The following is a 23,071-nucleotide window of genomic DNA, read 5'->3' as shown; positions in this document are numbered from 1 at the left end:
GTAGATCTAGATGAAAAAGTGGATAGTTGCAATCTTACTCTTAATGTCTCCATTCACATCTTTTTCTGCAGAAGCGAAAGGCGCAGAGGTATATATTGCTTTAGGAGACTCTCTAGCTGCCGGCCAAACTCCAAACAGAGCGATAGATGCAGGCTATACAGATTTAATAGCACAAGAATTGAAAAAATCTAATCAGCTTGCTTTTTATTCTAAGGCTCTTGCCTTTCCAGGATATACAACTGCTGATGTGTTAAAAACAGTTCGCACGAAAGAAGCAAAACAATTACTTAAAGATGCAACGATTGTTACCATTTCAGCTGGTGCAAATGATTTACTAAGACTTGTGCAAGTTAATGCTGCGAATGGTTCCATTGCGTATAAGCAAATCCAGGCAAATTATGCTTTAAATACCGTACGCAAAAATATGGAAGCAATTGTGAAAGAAGTTCAAGTAATTGCACCAACAGCCAAAATATATGTTATGGGCTACTATTTTGCATATCCACATATACGGGAATCACAAAGTGTAGGTATTAAAAAAGAGTTAAATACATTGCATTCTATTTTAAAGACAGAAGCTGAAGCTAATGGGGCGACATATATATCCGTTGAAGAAGCTTTTTCTAATAAAGAAAAAGAGTTAATACCAAATCCATCGGATGTACACCCTACTATGGAAGGATATCGTCTTATGGCTAATGCTTTTTTTAAAAGGTATAACACGAATTTACAAATAAATCCTAATGAACTGCCTGCTCCAAATCCTTTAACTTTTGAACAAATCCTTAATAGTCAAAAAGAAAAAGCAAAGACTCCTGTATCTAGAGTAGAAGGTCTTGATGGTTATTTGTCACTTACGGAATTAAGGTCTTTGATATGAAATTTAGGCTCTAACACGGATGCGCGCTTGCCGTACGCTTCGCATGAGCCTCCGCAGGATGAGTCGTTCCTGCGTCGCTCCCACATCCTTTACGGGGTCTCATTCTTCGCGCTCTTGCGGCTTGTAAGGCGCACATCCTAGAAACAACCGATGATACAGTGCCTTTCAATAATAAGAGTGAAAGCAGAGTCAGCAATTCTTGACTATTAATTGTTGAAAATGTAAGAGAATCTACATTAATCAAGAAAGTACACTTGCATTCGCGCCTTGCAAGCAGCGTGATGTGGAGGACACTGAAAAACTTACGTTTTAAATGAGGTAATTGTTTTTTGAACAAAAATAAGGCACTTTCTAATCAATTTTGAGCAGAAAGTGCTTTATTAAATCGCCATTAATGGACTTAAATGGAGGGTTCCTTGGGGTGAAACCATGGGTAACATCTACCTGCATTTACTTTAATTTATTACACAGGAAAACGATGTTTTTTGATTGAAGAAAGACTTGATTGTAAGCATACAATAGTTGATTTTCGTTTCAGGCGGCGACTCCAGCCGGAATAGCATGAGCTGAAGACCCTGGACTGAGCGTAGCGAGGGAAGCGGCTGAAGCCATGCCGGCGGAAAGCGTCCGCCTGGAATGGAAATCAACGGGGTACATATTAGCTAAGAGATAGCTTGAAGAGTTTTTCAGTGGCCTCCATGATGTGTCGTATAAGACAGATGTATGCGTTAGCATATAGCGGCCCATGTGGACGTGGCCAACGCGAGTGCACATACTTAGCGCATATTAATAATGAATTTCAACAATAAAAAAACCTGCTCCCCGTTAAAACTTATCTGGGAGCAGGTTTATTTATTTTATTGTCTTTTTTGATTTCATTAATTTACGAATAATTGGATAGACCACTGGTGCCCATTTTATCACGATTTTTGCAACGTTTTTTATTTTCATTAGAATCGCTCCCAAAGATTAATTAGTATTAATTTTGTTCCCGTTATAACGGTAGTATAAACATTATCTTAATACCTTCACACCTTGGATAATATTCCATACAAGGATAATAATATAACTAACTAAGTATAAAAATACAAATAAAAACGGTGCCGATGCCATAAAAAGCGATTGTTCATTAACAGCTGCATTCATAAACACGGTAAAAAAGCTCGAGAATAGAGCTATAAATAATACGATCATAAATATAAAGGGGATAAGATGTGAAATTAGCGACCTTTTCGCATGATGTTTCACTTCGGTATCTTGGGAAACAAAGAAGACAATGATCGGAAGTATAAAAGGTGCAAACAATACACTAAAATAAGATAGTGCAGATAAAATTCGGTTGTTTTCCATATGAATACACTCCTCTCCGATTACTTATCTAATATACGTATCTTTACAAAATTAGTTTCAGCTTTTAGCAAAGGAAACTAATATATCTTTATATGTTTCTACTGATGATATGGAAACATACTCTTTTTCTCCATGCCAATCTGCTCCTGATGGCCCAAACTCTACAGCTCCTGTTCCATTTTTTGCATAGAAACGGGTATCCGCTGATCCATGTTGCCCAAATAAATTAGTATTTCGTCCAGTTTTTATATTAGTTACGGATTGTAGCTTAATTACATAGGGATTTTTGTCTTTAGTTGTGACCGCTGGCTCAGAGGCATAAACAAGTACTTCATTTCCGGGAAAATGTTTGTGAGCAACCTCTGTTATTTCTTTAATTATCTCGGTGGGGTTTTGTCCAGGAACAAAGCGTATGTCGTAGCTTATGACACATTCGTCTGGAACAACATTGTATCTGTCGCCTGCATGTATTTTAGCCAAGTTTAGAGAAGGATAATCATAATATTCATTACTAGCAGTTAAAAAAGAGAGTTGTCGAATTTCTTTGTCTAAAGTTAATGCCTCTTCAATTGCATTTATTCCTTCCCAAGGGCGACTACCATGACTTGATTTGCCTTTCATTTTAATATCAAGTTGAACAATTCCTTTTGCTTGGAGGCCGATATGCAAGTGGGTTGGTTCTGCGCAAATAACAAAATCTCCATGATGACCTTGGTCAACTAAATACTTGGATGTTTCTCCAGTTGTTTCTTCGTCGGTTACAAGATGTAGTTGAATTTGTTTCGTAAGTTGTTCAGGTTCTCTGGAGAGTTCATAGAATGCTTGCATCATAGCAGCAACTCCCGCTTTCATATCAGCAGAGCCCCGGCCAAATAATTGATCACCTTCTATAAAAGGATTAAACTGCTCTTTGTTGCCAGGAACTACATCTACATGTCCATTCCAAATAACGCATTCCTTACCATTACCGATTTCAGATACAAGCATAAGCTTAGAATTTATTTTATGTAAAGTTGTACTAATACCTTTTTCTTCAAGCCATTTTTTACAAAATAAAAGTGCTTCATTTGCTCCGTCCACATTATCACTTTTTATACGAATTAAGTCTTTCAACAAATCTATCATGTAAGTTCCTCCATTTTCATATTATATTTTCATAAGTATAACAATGAACAACAGGGGGTTGCATTACTTATTTCATTGGGCTACAATGAACACGAACTAAATAATTCATTACCACAAGGGGCGTCGCTTATGCGGCTGAGATAGTACCCTTCGAACCTGTAAGTTCATGCTTGCGTAGGGATGTGGATGGAAACTGACAATCGCGCGATGTCTGGGTCTATCCCGACGTCGTTTTTTTGTGGTCGAAAAAGGAGATTACTATGAAAAATCAACGCGTTTTATTGTTAGTGGAAATCGCAATTTTTGCGGCTCTTGGATATATTTTAGATATTATAGGATTTGGTATGCCCCAGGGCGGCACAGTCACTTTTGTACTGGTTCCTGTAATTTTAATAGCTTTTCGTCGAGGGATAATGGCGGGCATTATAACAGGATTTTTAATAGGAATGCTGCAAGTAGTAACAGCTCGTTTTTATGCTGCACCATTATCCTTAGAAATTGTCATTCTACAAGTGGGAATAGACTATTTTATTGCATTCATGGTAGCAGGCTTTGCAGGATTATTAAGACCTGCTTTTTTAAAGGCATATGAAAACAAAGATAAAATGAAAATGGCGACTGCGGTCATTACTGGAGCATTTATAGCAGCATTTCTTCGCTATCTAGCCCATGTGACTTCTGGAATTTTGTTTTTTGGTGAATTTGCTGGAAATCAAAACGTCGTAGTTTATTCATTTATCTATAACTCTACTTATATGATCCCTGTATTTTTACTTGCAGCATTTGTTTGTGTGATTTTATTCATTAAGGCTCCGCGCCTTATACTGCCGAACAAAGCATAAATATGATATGATTGTTGTACAGTTTAACCTGTATTAGAATAAGTTAATACAGGTTAAGCCTTCGGCGGATGTCACAGATTTTGTATAAGACATAATCGTGCAAGCACGATACAAAATCTAGACACAAATACGCCAAGGCGTATTTGATATGAGAAGGGATCTTGTAAAGATGATTGTACAAACAAATGAAGAATTAGAAGCGTTAAAAAAAATAGGTCGTATTGTTGCGGAAATTCGTGACGCAATGAGAGTTGCAACAAAGCCTGGTATTACCACAAAGGAATTGGATGAAATTGGTGGTAAGCTTTTTAAAGACCATGGGGCAATATCAGGACCAATGGGTGAGTATGATTTTCCGGGATATACTTGTATAAGCGTAAATGAAGAAGTGGCACATGGTATTCCAGGCTCACGCATTATTCAAGAGGGAGATGTTGTCAATATTGACGTATCTGGATCTTATGATGGTTATTTTTCAGATACAGGCATTTCTTTTGTTGTTGGTGAAGGTTATGAAGAAAAAGAAAAGTTATGTGCAGTGGCAGAAAGTGCGTTTAATCGGGCTATGTTAAAAGTGAAAGCTGGATCTCGCCTGAATAGAATCGGAAAAGAGGTTGAGAGAGAAGCGAAAGACAATGGTTTACATGTCATTATGAACTTAACTGGTCATGGGATTGGTAAATCACTTCATGAAGCTCCACAGCACGTACTCAATTATTATGATGCATGGGATCCAACGATTTTAAAAGAGGGAATGGTGCTAGCAGTAGAACCATTTATCTCTCAAAAAGCTGAACATATTGTAGAATCAGGAGACGGTTGGACTTTTGTGACACCTGATAAATCATTAGTTGCCCAAATTGAGCATACAATTGTCGTGACAAAAGAAGGTCCGCTATTTTTGACCAAATTAGATTGATAAAAAATGGATAGTAAAAAATGCCTTGGAAATTAAGATTTCCGAGGCATTTTTTTTATAAATAATATTCCTACTATAAGTACAAAACTTAAAAAAATTGATGCGGAGGTTATTAATAATTCATGTAACATATGTCGGTAGGCAATCCCGATAAACGCCCAAATAAAGACTAATACAATCACTGGGTCATTATAATGGAAACGAATATGTAATGCAATTGCTGTAGCAATTGTAAGAAAGATAACAACCCAAAGTGATTTCGTCATGCCCCAACCACCAAATTCTACATAAGTAAGATAGTAGTCAATATTATCAAAGGTTGCGACGAATATCCACCCTAAGTAAATAGAAATAGGGAGCCTCTTTATCCATAATTGCTCATCAGAAGAATACGTTTTATATAATATAAACAGTACTCCTAATAAAGCAAATATATCAATAAGGGCGAATAAAAATAACTCGTAATGCCAAAAGAAAATCCAAAGAATATTTAAAATGGAGCTACTTACAAATAATATTACTCTTGTCGCGGATATGGATTCTCCACTTTTAAATTCTTTTACAATATTCCAAATCCAATATGCAAGTAATAAATATATGGCAATCCAGATGAGAAATACGTAGCTTGCAGGAGTAAATAATGAAGGTAGTCTATTTGAAATTTCTCCGGTTGTTTGATGATTAATCGGTAGAGTATTTGCGAGTATATTTACCATGATGGTAGAGAACAAGCTTATAATCAAAAAGATTATTTTAATCATACGCATCCCTCCTATTTATTATAGTATACCTTTGAAATTTTATTGCGACAAATTCATTTGTGAATGTTTCATGGCAAAACCCAGAATAACGGAAAATAAAAATCATGATATAATATATTTCGAACTAGTATGAATTTTTAAGGGGGAAAAATAATGGGGAAATTAGAATATCCGATTACTTGGGATTTAGATGTGTTCTTTGAAGGTGGAAGTGAATCTAAAGCGTTGCGAGACCATTTAGATGTAGTAAAAGAAAAGCTAAAGATGTTTGGAGAAAAATTAGAAAGTTTTACAACTCCCACATCAGTTCAGGAATCAAGTAAAATCGTTAGTATAATTGATGAATTAAAAGATATTGCGACTAATTTGTCGGAAGCTGGAGCGGTAATTGGCTGTTTTCAAGCCCAAGACACTACAGATAAAAAAGCTTCTCTTTTAGAAGGGGAAATAGGAAGTCTGTATGCTAAGTTTTCTTCTATGATGTTAGGTTTTCAACAAACGATTAGTAAGACAACGGAAGAGGTATGGAATGAATTAATAAATTCTGATCAATTACTTGAATTTTCATTTGTTTTAAATGAGTGGAGAGACGAAGCAAAGAGAATGCTTTCTGAAAAAGAAGAGTCTATGATTACAGCTCTTGGTGTAGATGGATATCATGCTTGGGGACAACTATATGATCTATTGGTAGGCGATATTCGCGTAAAAGTTAAAGTAGATGGAGTAGAAAAAGAACTTTCAGTAGGACAAGCAAATAATTTAAGCTCTCATGAAGATGCTATTACACGTAAAGAAGCTTTCGAAGTGCTAGAAGCAGCTTGGACAGATAAAGAAGAATTTTTTGCAAAAACTTTAAATCATTTAGCAGGTTTTCGATTAGCTATTTACGAAAAAAGAGGCTGGGAGTCTGTCCTACCAGAACCTCTTGAAATTAATCGGATGAAGCAGGAGACATTGGATGCAATGTGGGGCGCTATCTCCAAAAATAAAGCTCCTTTCGTCGAATATTTAAATGTAAAATCGACAATGCTAGGTAAAGAAGGGATGCATTGGTACGATTTGGATGCACCAGTAAGTGCTTCAACAGAGAAAATGGGATACCAACAAGGTGCAGAATTTATCTTAAAGCATTTTAAAGAATTTGGACCAAGATTAGAAGCCTTTTCAAGAAATGCTTTTGAAAAAGGTTGGATTGAAGCAGAAGATCGTCCAAACAAGCGTCCAGGTGGCTTTTGTACGGGAATGCCAGTTTCAGAAGAATCCCGTATTTTCATGACTTACAGTGGAACTATGTCAAATGTTTCTACGCTAGCACATGAATTGGGACATGCTTTTCATTCATATGCTTTAAGACCAGTACATTGGATGAATCGTCAGTATGCAATGGGAGTAGCAGAAACGGCATCTACGTTTGCAGAAATGATTGTAGCAGACGCAGCAGTAAAAGAAGCAAAAACAGACGACGAGAAGATTGCTTTACTAGAGGATAAAATCCAAAGAAGCGTTGCTTTCTTTATGAATATTCATGCTCGCTTCTTATTTGAAACAAGATTTTATGAAGAGCGTAAAAATGGAATCGTTTCAGCTGCTCGATTGAACGAGCTAATGGAAATTGCTCAAAATGAAGCATATGGTGACTCACTAGAAACAACGCATCCACATTTCTGGGCTTCTAAATTACATTTTTATATTACAGGGGTTCCTTTTTATAATTTCCCATACACGTTTGGTTATTTATTTTCGTTAAGTATTTATGCTAAAGCAATTAACGAAGGTACAAATTTTGAGGAAAAATATATTGCACTTCTTCAGGATACTGCGGTAATGTCAGTAGAAGATTTAGCGATGAAGCATCTTGGTGAAGATATTACAAAAGAAGATTTTTGGATTAAAGGCATTAATCTTTGCATTCAAGATGTCAACGAGTTCATTCAATTAACTAATGCAAAAGGGTGACGATGTTTGATCTATTTAGAAGGAGACACATGTTATTTACGGACATTAAATGTAAAGGACGCACCCAATCTTGCAAATCTTGTTTATAGAAATAAAAAATATTGGGCTGTATATGAACCATTGCATCGAGATGATTATTATACAACAGCAGTGCAAAGAGAAAAAATACGTGAGTCTCTCTTATTGATGAATGAAAAAAGAGAATATAGCTTTGGGGTATTTGAGCATAATACTGATCAAATGATTGGTAGTATCTCATTATATAGCTTAAAGAGAATGCCTTTTTCTAGTGGACTAATCGGCTATTCAATAGACGAAAAATTAACTGGAAAAGGAATAGCTTCTGAAGCTGTACACCTTGTTAAGCTGTTTGGGTTTGAACATGTCAATCTGAATCGTATGGAAGCTTATGTATCACCTAGAAATCTTGGTTCAATTAAAGTTCTAGAAAATAACGCTTTTCATCGAGAAGGATTGCTTCGAAGTCTTTTGTATATTAATGGTAAGTGGGAAGATCATTATATTTATGCATGTATTAGTGAGGACTTCTGAAAGGGTAAGAGTATTTATAAAAAAATTCTTTCCAAAACGAAAAGCTGGTTATTCATCAATTGATGAATAACCAGCTTTTGTCGATTTCCCGGGAAATATTCTATTCTACGTCGAGATTTCCATCTTTCACCAAATCTAATCTACCAGTATTAGGATCAATGATGAGCCCATGTACAGGTATACTATTTAGCATAAGTGGGTGATTTTTAATCATATCGACGCTATGTAAAACACTGTCCTTGACATCAGAAAAACCTTCTAACCATTTTTCAACTTCTACGCCGGATTTCTTTAATATATCAATAACTTTTGGATCTATCCCTCTTTTTGTCATTTTATCGATGATTTTATCTGTTTGAATAGAACTCATACCGCAATCATAGTGCCCGATAACATATATTTCATCTGCTTGAAGTTCATAAACCGCTACGATTAGACTACGCATAATACCACCAAACGGATGATTGATCACTGCACCAGCACTTTTTACAATTTTAACATCACCGTTTTTAAAGTTCATGGATTTAGGGAGCATTTCTACGAGCCTTGTGTCCATACATGTTAAAATTACAATTCGTTTATTTGGAAATTTCGTCGTTAAATATGGTTCATACAACTTTTTTTGTACAAATGATTCATTGTAAGCTAATATCTCTTGTAAACTAGGCATGGAATTCCCCCTTCAAATTTCTACATCTATTATTTTATATGAAACCAATAAAGATTTCCTCTAATAAGTATACAGATTAAAAAAAATAAATATTCTCATGAAAAATAACCACTCAGGTAAGGAACTTTGAGTGGCATTTATTTAATTATTTATTTCGCTAGTCTTTGTTTTCGCTCAGAGATGAAATATGATTTTCCTGTACCGATAGCTACTGATTGTAGAGGTTCAGGAGCAATATGAACAGGTACTTCAATAACCGTTGAAAGCCATTCTTTTATATCCTTTAACAGTGCTCCTCCACCAGTTAAAACAACGCCATGATCCACGATATCACCAGCTAACTCAGGGGGACAAATTTCCAGTGTAGCCCGAATTGCTTCTAAAATAGTTTCAAGTGATTCCGCTAAAACTCCCTGTATTTGTGTAGAAGAAAGATGGATCGTTTTTGGTAATCCTGTTACGACGTCTCTTCCTCTTACATCCATCTGCTCAACGGTGTGTGGTACCAATGCATGTCCAATTGTTTTCTTGATTTCTTCAGCTGTTGGTTCTCCAATTAAAATATTATATTCTTTGCGAATAAAATTAATAATAGCTTCATCCATTTTATCTCCTGCAGCTTTTACAGTGTTGGAAGCAACAACGCCACCAAATGAGATAATTCCAACTTCTGTAGTACCGCCACCAATATCAACAATCATACTCGCAACTGGTTCATTTACAGGAAGTCCTGCACCAATTGCAGCAGCTACCGGTTCTTCCATCAGTTGTACATCTTTTGCTCCACTCTGTCTAACTGCATCTTGAATTGCTCTTCGTTCGACGGATGTTGCACCCGATGGGGTACAAACAACAACAGAAGGCTTTCTTAAAGCGGTTCCAAGCTTTTTGCCTGCTTTTTGCATAATCAGTTTTAATAGTTCTGTCGTGACATCAAAATCAGCAATTACACCATCTTTTAAAGGTCGAATAACTTCAATAGAAGAGGGTGTCTTACCGATCATTTCTTTTGCTTTCTCACCAAATGCGATAATTTCTTTTGTTTTAGTGTCTAATGCGACAACAGTCGGTTCATTTAATAGTAAGCCTTTGCTTTTTGTATATACTAATGTATTTGCTGTACCTAAATCTATTCCAATATGCGTATTTGAAAACATATATTATACCTCCCATTCAATCATACTTATTTAGTATAAAGGATAAAGGACGTAATGCCATTTGTCAGTTTGTGGAAGTTTACAATTGTTTCATATAATAATAGTCCGTTTTTACCTTTAAAGTTGTTCAAAATAAATATATAGTACTGGAAGGTAATTAAATTGACATAAAAATGTCTTGTAAATGAAAAGAAAATGAGAAATAGTATCAGGTATTCTCGAAAAAAAAACAACCGCAAAGATTGCGGTTGTTTTGGATTATTTAGAAGGTTTTGGATCAACTGTAATTGAATCATGTGTGTTCATTGCTTTTGCGAAGTAGCTAATTATTACATAACCTACTACTCCTATACCTCCAGCAACTCCAAGAACTGTAACTGTGAATAAGCCCATTATTAAACACCTCACTAGTCATGATACTAATATTATAACTTAAAATACTATAAAAAGTAAGTAGAATATTATAGAAATCTATTTAAGTAGATTAGAATGCCCAATTTCCATTGCGGAAAATTGGCTCGATTGTACCGTCCTCATGGATTCCATCAATATCCATTTTGTCCGATCCTATCATAAAATCTACATGCGTAATACTTTCATTCAAACCGTTTTGAGCTAGTTCTTCTCTGCTCATTTTTTTACCACCTTCTAAACAAAATGCATATGCACTTCCTATTGCCAAGTGGTTAGAAGCATTTTCATCAAATAGTGTGTTATAGAATAGTAAGTTTGAATTAGAGATAGGTGAATCATGTGGGACAAGGGCTACTTCTCCTAAATAATGAGAGCCTTCATCTGTTGCAACAAGATTCTCTAACACAGTTTGACCTTGTTCAGCTTCTACTTTCACAATACGACCTTTTTCAAATGTCACAGTGAAATTGTCAATGATATTTCCTCCGTAACTAAGAGGCTTTGTACTTGCTACGTACCCATAAACTCCAGTTTTTAAAGGAACTGTGAAAACTTCCTCAGTTGGCATATTAGCCATGAAATCGTTTCCTTTTTCATTCACACTACTTGCTCCACACCATAGATGTCCTGTAGGTAGTTCGATAGTCAAATCTGTACCAGGCGCTGTATAGTGTAGTTTTTTATAGTTTTTATTATTTAAATAATCTACTTTAGTATGAAGTAATTCGTCATGCTCTTTCCAAGCTGCAACTGGTTCCTCTAAATCTGCACGAACCGCTTTAAATATAGCATCCCATAAAGCAGAAACTTGTTTTTCTTCGGCAACTTCAGGAAAAACCTTACTTGCCCACGCTTTAGATGGTGATGCGATTACTGTCCAGCTAACTTTGTCGGATTGAGTGTACTGACGATACTTGTTTAACGCAGTACCAGCAGCTTTTTGGAACGCTGCAATTTTACTTGCATCTACTCCTTTTAATAGATCTGGACTTTGACTTATAATGCTCATGAAAGCGGCACCTTGCTCCGCTAGTAATTCCTTTTCTTGTGCTTTCCAAGACGGGAAGAAGTCAAAGGACTCTTTAGGTGCTAAATCGTAACGTAAGCGAGTAATCTCATCGTCTGAAAAATCTACAAAAACTTGGTTCGCACCATTTTCATAAGCTTTTTTCGTAATTAATCGAACGAGTTCTACACTATCAATTGATGCAGCAATAAATAAATTTTGACCTGGTTGAATGTTAACTCCAACTTCTACAGCCAAAGCAGCATACTTATTTAAATTTTCATTAAAAGATGACATATTTCGACTCCTTTCTGTATTAATTTCATAATATCAGTTTTTAAATCAGTTGAATACTCATTGTTACAGGATTAAAGACATAGATAGTTCATATATTATGAAATTTAATTATGTAAAAGGAAGTTTATTATTAAAAAAAATGCAGAATAACCGAAATAAATGTTAGATATAGAATGTGGGGGAAAATGAATGGATAAGTCTACCGTAATTGGTCTTGTACTAGGATTTGTTGCTTTATTAGTTGGGATAGTTTTAAAGGGAGTACCATTAGTTGCTCTTTTTAATCCAGCAGCTATTTTAATCATTATCTTTGGAACAATAGCTACAATTGTTATAGGGTTCCCAATGAATGAGTTAAAACGTGTTCCTAAGCTCTTTGGCGTTATATTTAAAGAGGTAAAGTTATTGCCTGATTATGACGTTATTAAAATGTTTTCTGGTTGGGCAGATTTAGCTCGAAGAGAAGGATTACTTGCATTAGAAAGTAAGACAACGGAAGTAGAAGATCCATTTTTAAAAAATGGTTTGACACTTGCGATTGATGGTCAGAATGCGGATTATATACGTGATGTATTAACCGAAGAGATAGATGCATTGGAAGAGAGACATGCAGGTGGTGCACATATTTTCTCACAAGCTGGTACATACGCTCCTACTTTAGGGGTTCTAGGAGCCGTTGTGGGGTTAATAGCAGCGCTGGGCGATATGAATGATGTAGAAAAACTAGGTCACGCCATCTCTGCCGCATTTATAGCAACGTTGCTAGGGATTTTTACTGGATATGTACTTTGGCATCCATTTGCAAATAAATTAAAACGTAAATCTAAACAAGAAATACGTCAAAAAACAATGATGTTAGAAGGTATACTTTCTGTTTTAGAAGGAGATTCTCCACGAGTTATTGAACAAAAGCTGGCTTCATATCTTTCAATGTCGGAACGCAAAAAAGTTTTAAATGAAAGCGGGGAGGTCGGCCTTGGCAAAGAAGCATAAGAAACATAAAGAAGAAGAGGAAATGAGTGAATCTTGGCTTCTTCCTTATGCGGATATATTAACTTTATTGTTGGCGTTATTTATCGTTTTGTTTGCATCCAGTACAGTAGATCAGGAAAAACTGGAGCAGATGTCCCAGGTTTTTAGTCAAGTGTTTGATGGCGGAGTGGGACTAATGGAAAATCCGTCGCCGCTGGATGTGCCGATTACACCAAACAAAACTAATAGTAATGAGCAAAGTACAGCATATATTGAAGACCAACAAGCATTATCAGAGATTCAAGATAGCGTAGATGAGTATATTGCTGTCAATGCATTAGAAAAGCAATTTGCAACACAATTAACGGATGAAGGCCTATTAGTAACAATTCGGGATAGTATTTTGTTTGATACAGGTGAGGCAGAAGTGAATCCGCAGTATCTCCAAATTGCTAAAGATATATCTGATCTATTAGTGTTTGATCCCCCTCGTCATGTTGTCATAACAGGTCATACGGATAATGTTCCTATTTCTAGTAGTGAATTTTCTTCTAACTGGGAACTTAGTGTTATGCGTTCGGTTAATTTCTTAAAGATTTTAGTTGAAAATAATACAATTGATCCACTTTATTTTAGTTCAAAAGGGTATGGTGAATTTAAACCAGTAGCACCTAATGATTCCGCTGAAGGTCGGGCTAAAAATAGACGTGTAGAAGTTTTGATCCAACCACGTGTGCTGGAAGATGGAACTTTAAACGATGCACCAAAATAATTCAGACGAACGGTCTGTTAATACATTAGAATTTTGAGCTGTCTAATCAAAGCTCAAACTGTACCAAACCAATTTCGGTGCATAGAGATGTACATTGAATATTCGGCAAGGACCACCACTTCGCTTTCCGTGGGCTTGGCTTCAGCCTCCTCGTCACTGCATTCCTTCGGGGTCTTCTGCTCAAGCTGTTCCCACAGGAGTCTTCGTGGTGATCCTTGCCTTATAAACAATTCCTTATAGAAATCTACTATTTTAATTTTAATTGGATATAGCAACCTCTCTTTAGGGAGATTTATTATTCTTCATAACAGTTTATAAAAAAATCTTTTGTAGTTAAGCTGAGCTGACAATTTTTCATAAAGTTGTCAGTTCGGAATGTAGCAAAACTTGAATATATTTTTATATAGGTTTCAGGTTTTCCGAAGCTTGCTGCTTTACGCGGGCTAAAGCCGAGCCGCTACGCTTTAGGGCACCAAAGAGCCTGAGTTTTAAATGGTTTAATTGTTTTTTGAACAAAATAAGGCACTTTCTGTTCGAAATTGAACAGAAAGTGCCTTATTTCTATAGTAGCATACAATAGTTGATTGAAGTGGAAGGCGGCGACTCCAGCCGGAATAGCATGAGCTGAAGACCCTGGACTGAGCGTAGCGAGGGAAGCGGCTGAAGCCATGCCGGCGGAAAGCGTCCGCCTGGAACGGAAATCAATGTCACCCAGACAAGAAGCGAGTATCTGAACGAAATGTCGTTCCTTGAAGAGTTTTTCAGTGACCTCACTACGCTCCTGCATGGTCTAGTCTGTCTCGATTTTCCCGCAGGAGTCAAGAAGACACTTCTCCAAACCAATAAAATTCTACCGTATTTTTTATATACTTAGGATGAATAATCTTGAGGTAGTAGGAAATAATGACAATAAATAAAAATAATAAATGAGACCAATTAACCAACTGCCTTTTGTATTCTATGTAAGCTGACAACTTTTTTAGAAAGTTGTCAGTTTTTGTTTTGACATTTCAAAACAAAAGTTTATAATAAAAACAAAAGTTTGTATTTGGAGGAGGGTTAGAAACATGCAACCAAAAGAACTTCAAGTATTTCAGTACCTTAAAAATAATCCATATGCCTCTCAACAGGAAATAGCTAATAATCTCCAAATGTCTAGACCTGCTGTAGCAAACACGATTTCTCAATTAATTAAAAATGGTGAAATTACAGGGAGAGCATATATTATTCCTGAAAACAAAGAGGTTATTTGTATTGGTGGTGCTAATGTAGACCGAAAATACATAGTGAAAAATAAATTACAGATGGGTACTTCAAATCCGACGACAAGCATGCAGAGTGTTGGAGGTGTAGCAAGAAATATCGCTGAAAACTTAGGTAGACTTGGGCATAATGTGCGATTATTATCTGTAGTTGGAAATGATATGGAATATCAAATAATTGAAAAAGCATCTAGTCATTGGATGAACTTATTTTCTGTTGAGAAACTTACCAATTATTCAACTGGAACGTATTCAGCCATATTAGATAATGATGGAGAAATGCTCTTAGCATTAGCCAATATGGAAATATACGATGAGTTATCCGTAGATTACGTTAAAAGACAAGAAGCTCATCTCACAAACGCCCGATTAATAATTGTAGACATGAATTGTCCAAAAGAAGTAATTGAATATTTACAATCAATATCGATTGGGAAGAATATCCCCTTAGCGATTATTCCGGTCTCTTCTCCTAAAATGGAGAGAATGCCAGATAACTTAGAAGGAATAGACTTGCTTATTTTGAACAAGGATGAGTCTGAAACCTATTTACAAATGGAAATAGTAGATCAGGAATCATGGAAGAAAGCTGCACAAACTTTTGTGCAGAAGGGTATAAAACATGTTGTTATCACTCACGGTAGTAAAGGAGCTATGTATGCTAGTAGCTCTAGCGAAGGGATAATAGTGCCGGCAATAGATGTCAATGAAATTGTTGATGTCACCGGCGCAGGAGATGCTTTTGTTTCTGGTATGCTTCACGCCTGGTTAGATGGAACTGCGATGGAATCAGCGTTAATTGCAGGCATGGTCAATGCAAGCAAGACATTACAATCTGCTGAAACTGTTCGAACAGAGTTATCAAATGTAATTTTAAATAATGAACTGGAGGAATATTTATCATGAGAGAATTTTTAACATTTTCAAAAGAAGTAGAAGAAGGAATGGCAGCTGGCAAAGCTATTGTTGCTTTAGAATCAACTATTATTTCACATGGTATGCCTTACCCACAAAACGTTGAAATGGCTAGAACTGTAGAACAGATTATTCGTGATAATGGTGCAGTTCCTGCCACAATTGCAATAATGGAAGGTAAAATCAAGATAGGTTTATCAGATGCAGAATTAGAAACTCTAGGTACTAGTAGCAATGCACGAAAAACTTCACGTAGAGATCTTCCTTACGTGGTAGCTTCGAAAGAAATTGGAGCGACAACTGTTGCTACAACAATGATCTGTGCAGAGCTAGCGGGTATTAAAATGTTTGTAACTGGCGGTATTGGTGGAGTGCACAGAGGAGCAGAAACAACTATGGATATTTCTGCGGATTTGGAAGAACTAGCATCTACGAATGTAGCAGTTGTATGCGCAGGAGCAAAATCTATTTTGGATATTGGTCTAACACTTGAATATTTAGAGACTAAAGGGGTTCCTGTAGTAGGTTACCAAACGGACAAGTTTCCAGCGTTTTATTCCGCAACAAGTGCATTCAATTCAAACTTCCGTTTAGATGAGCCTAAGGAAGTTGCAGAAATGCTAAAAGTGAAATGGGAATTAGGGTTAAATGGAGGAGCAATCATTGCAAATCCAATCCCAGCAGAAGATTCTATGGACGAAGAGTACATTACCAATATCATTGAAAAAGCTTTAACAGAAGCAGAAGAAAATGGTATTAAAGGGAAAGATGTAACACCTTTCTTACTTGGAAAAGTAAAAGAATTAACAGAAGGCAAAAGCTTAGAATCGAACATTGCACTTGTTTATAACAATGCAAAAGTCGGAGCGAAGATTGCTGTTGAATTGAATAATCTTTAATATAAAAAATCCTTCACCATTTTTGGGGTGAAGGATTTTCTAATTTCATTTTCTTAAATTACCTAATTCAGCAGCAATGGCTTGCATTTCACTTGGAGAAAAAGAGTCTCTTTTACTAACCATTTCGTATAAATAAACTAAATCTTCATATTGGCTAGCATTAAAATGTTCTGATTTCATTGCATCAACGTTTACCATGCGAAGCTTTTCTTTTATTGTTTCAATCATATACGCAACATTTTCAACCGAAGGCTCAGATAAATTCATTTTTTTGTACCTACCTTTCATACATTAAGTATCATTTCACGCTACGCAACGATTGTCAATTACTAAATAGATTTCTCAGCTTTCTCTGCTAGTTTTTCTTCTTTTAATTTATCTTGAATCCGTTTCGTTTCATATATAACTACCCCAGATAGACCAAGTAATCCTATTAAGTTCGGAATTGCCATCAATGCATTAGTTATATCAGAGAAAGTCCAGATTAAATCTAGAGAAACAACTGAACCAATAAATACCATTATAACGAAAGCAATACGGTAAACAATTAAGGATGAAGGATTTTTAAATAAATATTGGAAACATTTTTCTCCATAATAAGCCCAACCAAAAATAGTAGAGGAAGCAAAGAAAACTAATCCGATTGCTACAACAATTGGTCCCCAGTCACCTAAGAAATGTCCGAAAGCAGCAGAAGTCAATTCATTTGCTGCAAGATTTTTATCCTGGTATAGTCCTGACAATACAATCGTTATTCCAGTAATAGAACAAATTAAGAAAGTATCTAAAAATACTTGAGTCATAGAAACAAGTGCTTGACGGCCGGGAAGATCTGTTTTTGCAGCAGCAGCAGCAATAGGAGCAGAACCTAAACCAGCTTCATTGGAGAAAACACCACGAGCAATACCATAACGAATAGCGGCACCAATTGCACCACCAGCAGCGGCTTCCCCAGAGAATGCCATTCTAAAGATAGTTGCGAATGCTTCTGGAATAGCGGTGATATTTGTAACCATCACAATTAAACCGGCAATTAAATAGAATAAGGCCATAACTGGAACGAATATCGCAGTAACGTTACCAATTGATTTAATCCCACCAAGGATAACTAGTGCAGTAAAAATAGTAAGTATAATTCCAGTAACCCATGTATCAATTCCAAACGTTGCATCTACGATACCAGCAACGGAGTTAGATTGTGTTCCATTTCCAATGCCAAAGGCTGCTATTGCACCAAAGATTGCAAATAAAACTGCAAGCCATTTTTGTTTTAGTCCGTGTTCTAAGTAATACATCGGACCACCAGCCATTTGACCGTTTGCATCTTTTACACGATATCTTACTGCTAATATAGCTTCACTATATTTCGTAACCATACCGAAAAATGCGGAGAACCACATCCAGAAAATTGCACCAGGTCCACCAAGAACTACAGCGGTAGCAACTCCGACAATATTCCCTGTCCCTACAGTTGCAGCAAGCGCAGTTGTAAGTGCTTGAAACTGAGAAATGTCTCCTTCTGCTGCCTTATCATGCTTTTTAGAGAATACTAGTTTTAAAGCTACAGGTAAAAGCCTAACTTGTAAAAATCCTACTCGAATTGTTAAATAAATACCTGTCCCTACGATTAATATTAATAGCGGTATTCCCCATAAAAAAGATGATACACTTCCTAAAAACTCGTTTAATTTCTCCATCGACTACTAACCCCCATTTTTTCTTCAAATCTATTTATTTTTTCCTTATTACCAATGTTCTTAAAATTCAGAGACTTAGTCAAGCTATTTTTTAATTATTAATTTGTTTTATTCCATTAAGTCAAGGGTATAATTATAAATATATATAGCGAAAAATGGAGGTAAGTATATGTCTGAAAATAAATTAGTTAAAGGTATTATGTGTGGTGCATTGCTTGGTGGCGCTATTACAATGCTTGATAGAAAGACTCGTGATTCTGTTATGAACAAATCAAGATATATTAGAAATGAAATTGTATACTACAGTAAAAACCGTGAAGAATTAAAAACAACTATTGAATCGCAAGTGACGAAATGGAAAGCATTTTATGATCAATTTTCTTCAGATGCAAAGTATTTATCTCAAAAAGTAAATGAAGTAAAAGAAATGACGCCTCAAGTTAAAACTTTACTGACTGATACGAAAGATGCATTTTCACAGTCAAAAGATGAATACAAATCACTTGTTATACCCGCACAAGAGTATTCAAGTATTTATGAAGAAAAAAGCAATAAATCATAAGAGAGGTGGGGATGAGGTGGAACCTAATCATTTTAATAAGGAATTATCAGATACAAACACTTCGTCCTCCACTAAATGGTATGATCGACTGAGGTTTTTAAATTTTAAAAAGAAAGAAAAGAAAAAAAGTGAGAGGCAAGACTTAACCACCTGGTCTGGATACATGAAGCATCTGATTAAACATATTCAGGAAACAGATATTACAGGACTTGCTGCTCAACTTGCTTATTTTTTCTTATTATCACTATTTCCAATGATTATCTTTCTAGTTACCTTATTGCCATATTTAAATTTGGACGAGGCACAAGTATTTCGCTTTCTAGAAAACTATGCTCCAGAAGATGTTTATATTCTAATTGAAGATACAGTTTCGGATGTTTTGCAATACAGAAATGGAGGATTATTATCCTTCGGGATTATAGCTACTATTTGGTCAGCATCTAATGGGATGAATGCAATTGTAAAGTCATTAAACAGATCTTATGATCTAGATGAAACGAGACCTTTTTTTATTGTGAGAGGATTATCGATCGTCTTTACGTTACTTTTAATATTTTTATTAGTTGTTGCACTCGTATTACCAGTTTTTGGTCAGCAAATTGGAACTATTCTATTTTCTTATTTCGGTTTTGAAGAGAGTTTTGTAAAATTATGGAATAATATTAGATGGACAATCAGTCCAATTGTTATGTTTTTAATATTAGCGGCTCTTTACTGGATTGTACCAAATAAAAAATTGGTTTTAAGAAGTGTTTTTCCAGGGGCAGCATTTGCAACAATTGGTTGGATCGTTGTTTCGTTAGGATTCTCTTACTATGTTAGTAATTTTGGAAATTATTCCTCTACGTATGGAAGCATTGGAGGAATTATCGTAATGATGCTTTGGTTGTATCTTTCCGGAATAATGCTACTAGTAGGTGGGCAAGTGAATGCAGTGATGCAAGAAAGAAAAATTGCATTAGAACAAAAAGAAGCAGAGGAGCATTAGCTCTTTTGCTTCTTTTTGTATAAAATTGTCGGTTTCAAGTCAATACCAATAAATTTAGCATTACAGCGCTGTTAGGACGATAGATAATAAATACTTCGCGATATATAAAAAATATGCTGACTCTCGTAACGGAAAATCAATTTGTTCATAAAATAAAGAAAAACTAAAAAGGGGCACAGTTATTGATCATCTCTCTAAGAACAGCAAAAGCACTATTAGAAGCTGCAGAGAAACAAGCAATGACGATGGGTATTTCAGAAGATATAGCAATTGTTGATGAAGGTGGTAATTTGATTGCCTTCCATCGAATGGATAATGCTAAAATTGCAGGGATTGATATAGCTGTAAACAAGGCATGGACCAGCGTAGCATTGCAAGTTCCAACAGCAAATCTCGTTAGTGCTGCACTTCCTGGAGGGCCATCATTTGGAATTAATACAACAAACCAAGGGCGAATTGTCATATTGGGTGGAGGAATTCCACTGATATATAATAAAAGGATAGTTGGAGGTATAGGTGTAAGTGGTGCAACAAGCGCTCAGGACATTGAAGTAGCTAATGCAGCGGTTCGTTTTTTTGAAAGTATGACAATAACCCCTGCTAATACAAATAATTAAAAATTTTAGTACTCTTCAAGTAATCTCAGAGCTGCTTAGGTGGCTCTATTTTCATTTGGAACAGTTCTAGGCAAGTTAATTAAAGAACTATAAATTTCAAGACTCTGTTTATAAAATAGATGAAAAATATTTTTTCTACATTATGAATTGATGAAAACCGTTGATACCTCAATTTTTATAGTTAGGAGTTTAGTCCAATAGCAGAAAATTAGAACCACTATTCATTTCATTCGTATAAAAGTAAAAGGGATAAAAAGGGGGGAGATAACTTGAGGTATTTTCTAATTCGAATTCTTCTATCTCTTATAGGTGTCTTAGTATCTATTGTAATATGGGATATTGAAATGGTTACTACAATTACTAGTGGAATAGGTTTCTTTTTTATTGGAATATCATTCATTTTTTCAGGTGTCTTAGTAAGTGGAGATAGAATGAGAGCTAACTTTGCAACTGAATCTGATGAGGATAGAAAACAAAGAAATAATGTTAGTTTTCGTTCAGCTTTGATTGCAATTCCAAGTTTTGTGGTAGCAATTTTTTTTTATTTTTTATCGAACTAACTGGGTGCGTTTCCGCAATAAGTGGAAACGCTTTTTTACTAACGGAGCAGTTTAGTTTAAGAAGAGGTTTCTTTTTTGTGGGATAAGGAGGATTCTATTTGGATGAACTTCCATATGTAATTATCATTTCGATTGTATTGATTAGTAGTTGGATTGATTACAGAAAGAAGGTTAAGAAAGCAGAAAACGAAGAAGATATAGAAGGGCATTTGTTCTGGAGAGCAACCAAAAAATTATTGAACCCAACCTATGGGGGCATAGTTTACTACAACTACTTTCTTATTCTCTGTACTACCTTGGATAATGTACTTAAACTCAACAAGATATATAATAGCTTAAGGAAAAGCCTTGTGGTTTCTAATTACCACAAGGCTTTTTGAATTTTAGTAAAGGGTAGGGGTAGCAGGACAGCTAACAGCATCTATCAATCCTTCATCAAATCCATAGAATTCCCAGTAAGCACCGTTCCATCTATATCCAGATATTTCATCCATCTCTATACGAGTTGGGTAAAACCAAAATTGTCTCCCATCTCTAAGCCATATATAAGTGTTTTGATATACACAGTCGATGATATAGGACACATATGGTTTTGGCGGCCTTACGGTCGGAGGAGGTGATTGTGGTCTCATTGGTCCTTGGGACGGAAAATAACCCATGGGTTTTCACTCCTTTTAGTCAGTTCCTTAACATTATATGTTAAGAAGAAGTAAGAGGAATGGACTATCGAAAACTAAAAATTGTGAAGAAACTAACGGGGCGTTAAACGGGAGAAGATTCACTTGTAGCACTTGCAAAAAAATATAGTCAATTACCTATTATGGCAAACGGACAGTTAGAGAAGCCAGATAGAGCTACTGAAATTATTATTAATGGTCATGCTGATATTGTAACTTTAGGAAAAGGAGCATTGGCTAATCACGATTGGGTAAAGAAAGTTCAAAATGAAGAGCCTTTAAAAGAGTTCGAACCGGAAAAAGTATTACAACCAACTGCTGTTATTAAAGAATTTGAACTGTAGGAGATAGAATGACAAACTAATTCTTTTTATCGAATTAGCTTGTTTTTATATGAGTTCTTGTTGAGCTCCCATGAAAATTAAAAAATGCTCAAAATCTAAAAAATTGCAAAACAAAAGAGACTCAGAATATGCTTTTTTAAAATAGGCTGAGCCTTAAAATTGATTAACTTGGGTTTGATTGGGTACTCAAGAAACATCTATTTTGTATAGAATAAAAGGTAAGGCTGGTGCAATAACCAGAGTAGGATTAATCTTCCATGAGTTCTACCCGTAATGGGTGTGGCAGTCTGTGATGCACCCTGGTCGTTTGAGTCAGACTAGCGGCTGGGCTCTATGCACCATAGTTCATGACCTTCTTCGCCAGCCGTACCTATATATACCCGCTCTGAAACAATTTTCATTCTCTGTGGTGCAGCGTTTTTGCTGCATGGATGGCTATCGGGTGCTTTAGTTGAAGGAATACTGATATCGTAACTCTAATAAAAATCGTACCGATGATTTAGAGGTGAGAATTTTTATTAATTTCTGGCAGCGACAATCTTAGTAAAAGCACTTAATTGAGCCTCGCTGAATTCCACAACCTCTTCTAAACCTTCAGCATTGGGATGAATAAAGTTTTGGGTACCCAAATTTTGTCCTTCAGTATGTTTAAGGATGGCAACTACTAAATTTTCCTGGCTAGGATCAACAATGTGGTATATTTCCCATACAACACCAGCTAGGTCCGCGACATTTTTAAATACTAAATCAAACTCTACATCTTGAAGAATTTTTTTTACTTGATGAATGTGTAGCCCCATACCTTCAAACTCCCTACCTTTACATTTACTATATTATATTTGTGACCAATTCATATTGTTAAATTTTTTTATAAAAG

25 protein-coding genes, 1 pseudogene and 1 riboswitch are annotated in these 23,071 nt (G+C 35.7%); of the genes and pseudogenes, 15 read left to right on the top strand and 11 right to left on the bottom strand.

The genetic code is table 11. The annotated features are described in order from the left end of the window. Positions 1-10: 10 nt before the first annotated feature. Positions 11-880, top strand: a complete 870-nt coding sequence (locus WAX74_RS11295; RefSeq protein ID WP_336497765.1) for an SGNH/GDSL hydrolase family protein — start codon at positions 11-13, stop codon at positions 878-880. A gap of 1,014 nt (positions 881-1,894) precedes the next feature. On the opposite strand, the gene WAX74_RS11285 is transcribed toward WAX74_RS11295, so the two are convergent. Both WAX74_RS11285 and WAX74_RS11280 read right to left on the bottom strand, forming a co-directional pair. Next, entirely contained in the window at positions 1,895-2,230 is a 336-nt protein-coding gene (locus tag WAX74_RS11285; protein ID WP_336497764.1) for a DUF4870 domain-containing protein, read from the bottom strand. 57 nt (positions 2,231-2,287) lie between these two features. After that, complete coding sequence (locus WAX74_RS11280) at positions 2,288-3,355, bottom strand: M20 family metallopeptidase (RefSeq protein ID WP_336497763.1); 1,068 nt, start codon at positions 3,353-3,355, stop codon at positions 2,288-2,290. 106 nt (positions 3,356-3,461) lie between these two features. Next, a riboswitch (TPP riboswitch) is annotated at positions 3,462-3,553 on the top strand. A gap of 62 nt (positions 3,554-3,615) precedes the next feature. On the opposite strand from WAX74_RS11280, the gene thiT reads away from it, so the two are divergent. Together thiT and map are read left to right on the top strand one after the other, a co-directional pair. After that, positions 3,616-4,197: an energy-coupled thiamine transporter ThiT gene (thiT, locus tag WAX74_RS11275; protein WP_336497762.1), complete on the top strand. Its 582-nt coding sequence runs from the start codon at positions 3,616-3,618 to the stop codon at positions 4,195-4,197. Between the two features lie 169 nt (positions 4,198-4,366). Next, on the top strand, positions 4,367-5,116 hold the full coding sequence (gene map, locus WAX74_RS11270; protein ID WP_336497883.1) for a type I methionyl aminopeptidase: 750 nt from the start codon (positions 4,367-4,369) through the stop codon (positions 5,114-5,116). 32 nt (positions 5,117-5,148) lie between these two features. On the opposite strand, the gene WAX74_RS11265 is transcribed toward map, so the two are convergent. Next, the gene (locus tag WAX74_RS11265; protein ID WP_336497761.1) at positions 5,149-5,877 is read right to left on the bottom strand and encodes a TspO/MBR family protein; all 729 of its coding nucleotides are present in this window, start codon (positions 5,875-5,877) and stop codon (positions 5,149-5,151) included. A 153-nt stretch (positions 5,878-6,030) separates the two neighbouring features. Here WAX74_RS11265 and WAX74_RS11260 point away from each other — a divergent pair, with 153 nt between their 5' ends. Continuing rightward, on the top strand, positions 6,031-7,833 hold the full coding sequence (locus WAX74_RS11260; RefSeq protein ID WP_336497760.1) for a M3 family oligoendopeptidase: 1,803 nt from the start codon (positions 6,031-6,033) through the stop codon (positions 7,831-7,833). A gap of 6 nt (positions 7,834-7,839) precedes the next feature. Beyond that, the gene (locus WAX74_RS11255) at positions 7,840-8,385 is read left to right on the top strand and encodes a GNAT family N-acetyltransferase (protein ID WP_336497759.1); all 546 of its coding nucleotides are present in this window, start codon (positions 7,840-7,842) and stop codon (positions 8,383-8,385) included. A 100-nt stretch (positions 8,386-8,485) separates the two neighbouring features. On the opposite strand, the gene WAX74_RS11250 is transcribed toward WAX74_RS11255, so the two are convergent. The 4 genes from WAX74_RS11250 to WAX74_RS11235 form a co-directional block, all read right to left on the bottom strand. Then, positions 8,486-9,055, bottom strand: coding sequence for a beta-class carbonic anhydrase (locus WAX74_RS11250; protein WP_336497758.1), 570 nt, complete (start codon positions 9,053-9,055; stop codon positions 8,486-8,488). Positions 9,056-9,204: 149 nt separating this feature from the next. Beyond that, positions 9,205-10,212 carry a rod-share determining protein MreBH gene (mreBH, locus tag WAX74_RS11245; protein WP_336497757.1) on the bottom strand — a complete coding sequence of 336 codons (1,008 nt, stop codon included), beginning with the start codon at positions 10,210-10,212 and terminating at the stop codon, positions 9,205-9,207. Between the two features lie 258 nt (positions 10,213-10,470). After that, positions 10,471-10,605: a hypothetical protein gene (locus tag WAX74_RS11240; RefSeq protein ID WP_336497756.1), complete on the bottom strand. Its 135-nt coding sequence runs from the start codon at positions 10,603-10,605 to the stop codon at positions 10,471-10,473. A gap of 91 nt (positions 10,606-10,696) precedes the next feature. After that, entirely contained in the window at positions 10,697-11,929 is a 1,233-nt protein-coding gene (locus tag WAX74_RS11235) for an aminopeptidase (RefSeq protein WP_336497755.1), read from the bottom strand. Between the two features lie 189 nt (positions 11,930-12,118). Between WAX74_RS11235 and motA the strand changes: the two genes are divergently transcribed. The 4 genes from motA to WAX74_RS11215 all read left to right on the top strand — a co-directional run bounded on the left by motA (position 12,119) and on the right by WAX74_RS11215 (position 16,749). Beyond that, complete coding sequence (gene motA / locus WAX74_RS11230) at positions 12,119-12,922, top strand: flagellar motor stator protein MotA (RefSeq protein ID WP_336497754.1); 804 nt, start codon at positions 12,119-12,121, stop codon at positions 12,920-12,922. Further along, positions 12,906-13,673 (top strand): flagellar motor protein MotB, encoded by a 768-nt coding sequence (gene motB, locus WAX74_RS11225; protein ID WP_336497753.1) that lies wholly within the window; start codon positions 12,906-12,908, stop codon positions 13,671-13,673. The genes motA and motB overlap by 17 nt, the downstream gene beginning before the upstream one ends. Positions 13,674-14,740: 1,067 nt before the next feature. Next, positions 14,741-15,841 carry a PfkB family carbohydrate kinase gene (locus tag WAX74_RS11220; RefSeq protein WP_336497752.1) on the top strand — a complete coding sequence of 367 codons (1,101 nt, stop codon included), beginning with the start codon at positions 14,741-14,743 and terminating at the stop codon, positions 15,839-15,841. Beyond that, positions 15,838-16,749, top strand: coding sequence for a pseudouridine-5'-phosphate glycosidase (locus WAX74_RS11215; protein WP_336497751.1), 912 nt, complete (start codon positions 15,838-15,840; stop codon positions 16,747-16,749). The genes WAX74_RS11220 and WAX74_RS11215 overlap by 4 nt, the downstream gene beginning before the upstream one ends. Before the next feature lie 45 nt (positions 16,750-16,794). Here the strand turns inward: WAX74_RS11215 and WAX74_RS11210 are convergent, their stop codons facing one another. Together WAX74_RS11210 and WAX74_RS11205 are read right to left on the bottom strand one after the other, a co-directional pair. Next, positions 16,795-17,016, bottom strand: a complete 222-nt coding sequence (locus tag WAX74_RS11210) for a DUF1128 domain-containing protein (RefSeq protein WP_336497750.1) — start codon at positions 17,014-17,016, stop codon at positions 16,795-16,797. A 62-nt stretch (positions 17,017-17,078) separates the two neighbouring features. Then, positions 17,079-18,446 (bottom strand): alanine/glycine:cation symporter family protein, encoded by a 1,368-nt coding sequence (locus WAX74_RS11205; protein WP_336497749.1) that lies wholly within the window; start codon positions 18,444-18,446, stop codon positions 17,079-17,081. Between the two features lie 169 nt (positions 18,447-18,615). On the opposite strand from WAX74_RS11205, the gene WAX74_RS11200 reads away from it, so the two are divergent. The 5 genes from WAX74_RS11200 to WAX74_RS11180 all read left to right on the top strand — a co-directional run bounded on the left by WAX74_RS11200 (position 18,616) and on the right by WAX74_RS11180 (position 21,553). Further along, positions 18,616-19,008 (top strand): YtxH domain-containing protein, encoded by a 393-nt coding sequence (locus tag WAX74_RS11200; protein ID WP_336497748.1) that lies wholly within the window; start codon positions 18,616-18,618, stop codon positions 19,006-19,008. Between the two features lie 16 nt (positions 19,009-19,024). Continuing rightward, the gene (locus WAX74_RS11195) at positions 19,025-19,996 is read left to right on the top strand and encodes a YihY/virulence factor BrkB family protein (RefSeq protein ID WP_336497747.1); all 972 of its coding nucleotides are present in this window, start codon (positions 19,025-19,027) and stop codon (positions 19,994-19,996) included. A gap of 182 nt (positions 19,997-20,178) precedes the next feature. Continuing rightward, positions 20,179-20,613 carry a GlcG/HbpS family heme-binding protein gene (locus tag WAX74_RS11190; protein WP_336497746.1) on the top strand — a complete coding sequence of 145 codons (435 nt, stop codon included), beginning with the start codon at positions 20,179-20,181 and terminating at the stop codon, positions 20,611-20,613. A gap of 269 nt (positions 20,614-20,882) precedes the next feature. Then, positions 20,883-21,173 carry a DUF5316 family protein gene (locus WAX74_RS11185; RefSeq protein WP_336497745.1) on the top strand — a complete coding sequence of 97 codons (291 nt, stop codon included), beginning with the start codon at positions 20,883-20,885 and terminating at the stop codon, positions 21,171-21,173. 98 nt (positions 21,174-21,271) lie between these two features. Next, on the top strand, positions 21,272-21,553 hold the full coding sequence (locus tag WAX74_RS11180; RefSeq protein ID WP_336497744.1) for a hypothetical protein: 282 nt from the start codon (positions 21,272-21,274) through the stop codon (positions 21,551-21,553). Between the two features lie 3 nt (positions 21,554-21,556). On the opposite strand, the gene WAX74_RS11175 is transcribed toward WAX74_RS11180, so the two are convergent. Beyond that, positions 21,557-21,832 (bottom strand): transporter, encoded by a 276-nt coding sequence (locus WAX74_RS11175; RefSeq protein WP_336497743.1) that lies wholly within the window; start codon positions 21,830-21,832, stop codon positions 21,557-21,559. Between the two features lie 140 nt (positions 21,833-21,972). Here WAX74_RS11175 and WAX74_RS11170 point away from each other — a divergent pair. Further along, positions 21,973-22,194, top strand: a pseudogene (locus tag WAX74_RS11170) (oxidoreductase); the annotation flags it as partial. Positions 22,195-22,712: 518 nt separating this feature from the next. Here WAX74_RS11170 and WAX74_RS11165 read toward each other — a convergent pair. Continuing rightward, positions 22,713-22,994, bottom strand: coding sequence for a hypothetical protein (locus tag WAX74_RS11165; RefSeq protein ID WP_336497742.1), 282 nt, complete (start codon positions 22,992-22,994; stop codon positions 22,713-22,715). Positions 22,995-23,071 lie beyond the last annotated feature (77 nt).

Origin of the sequence: Psychrobacillus mangrovi (genome assembly GCF_037104765.1) — a bacterium.
Taxonomy (GTDB): domain Bacteria; phylum Bacillota; class Bacilli; order Bacillales_A; family Planococcaceae; genus Psychrobacillus; species Psychrobacillus mangrovi.
This window is presented reverse-complemented; position numbering and strand designations above follow the sequence as displayed.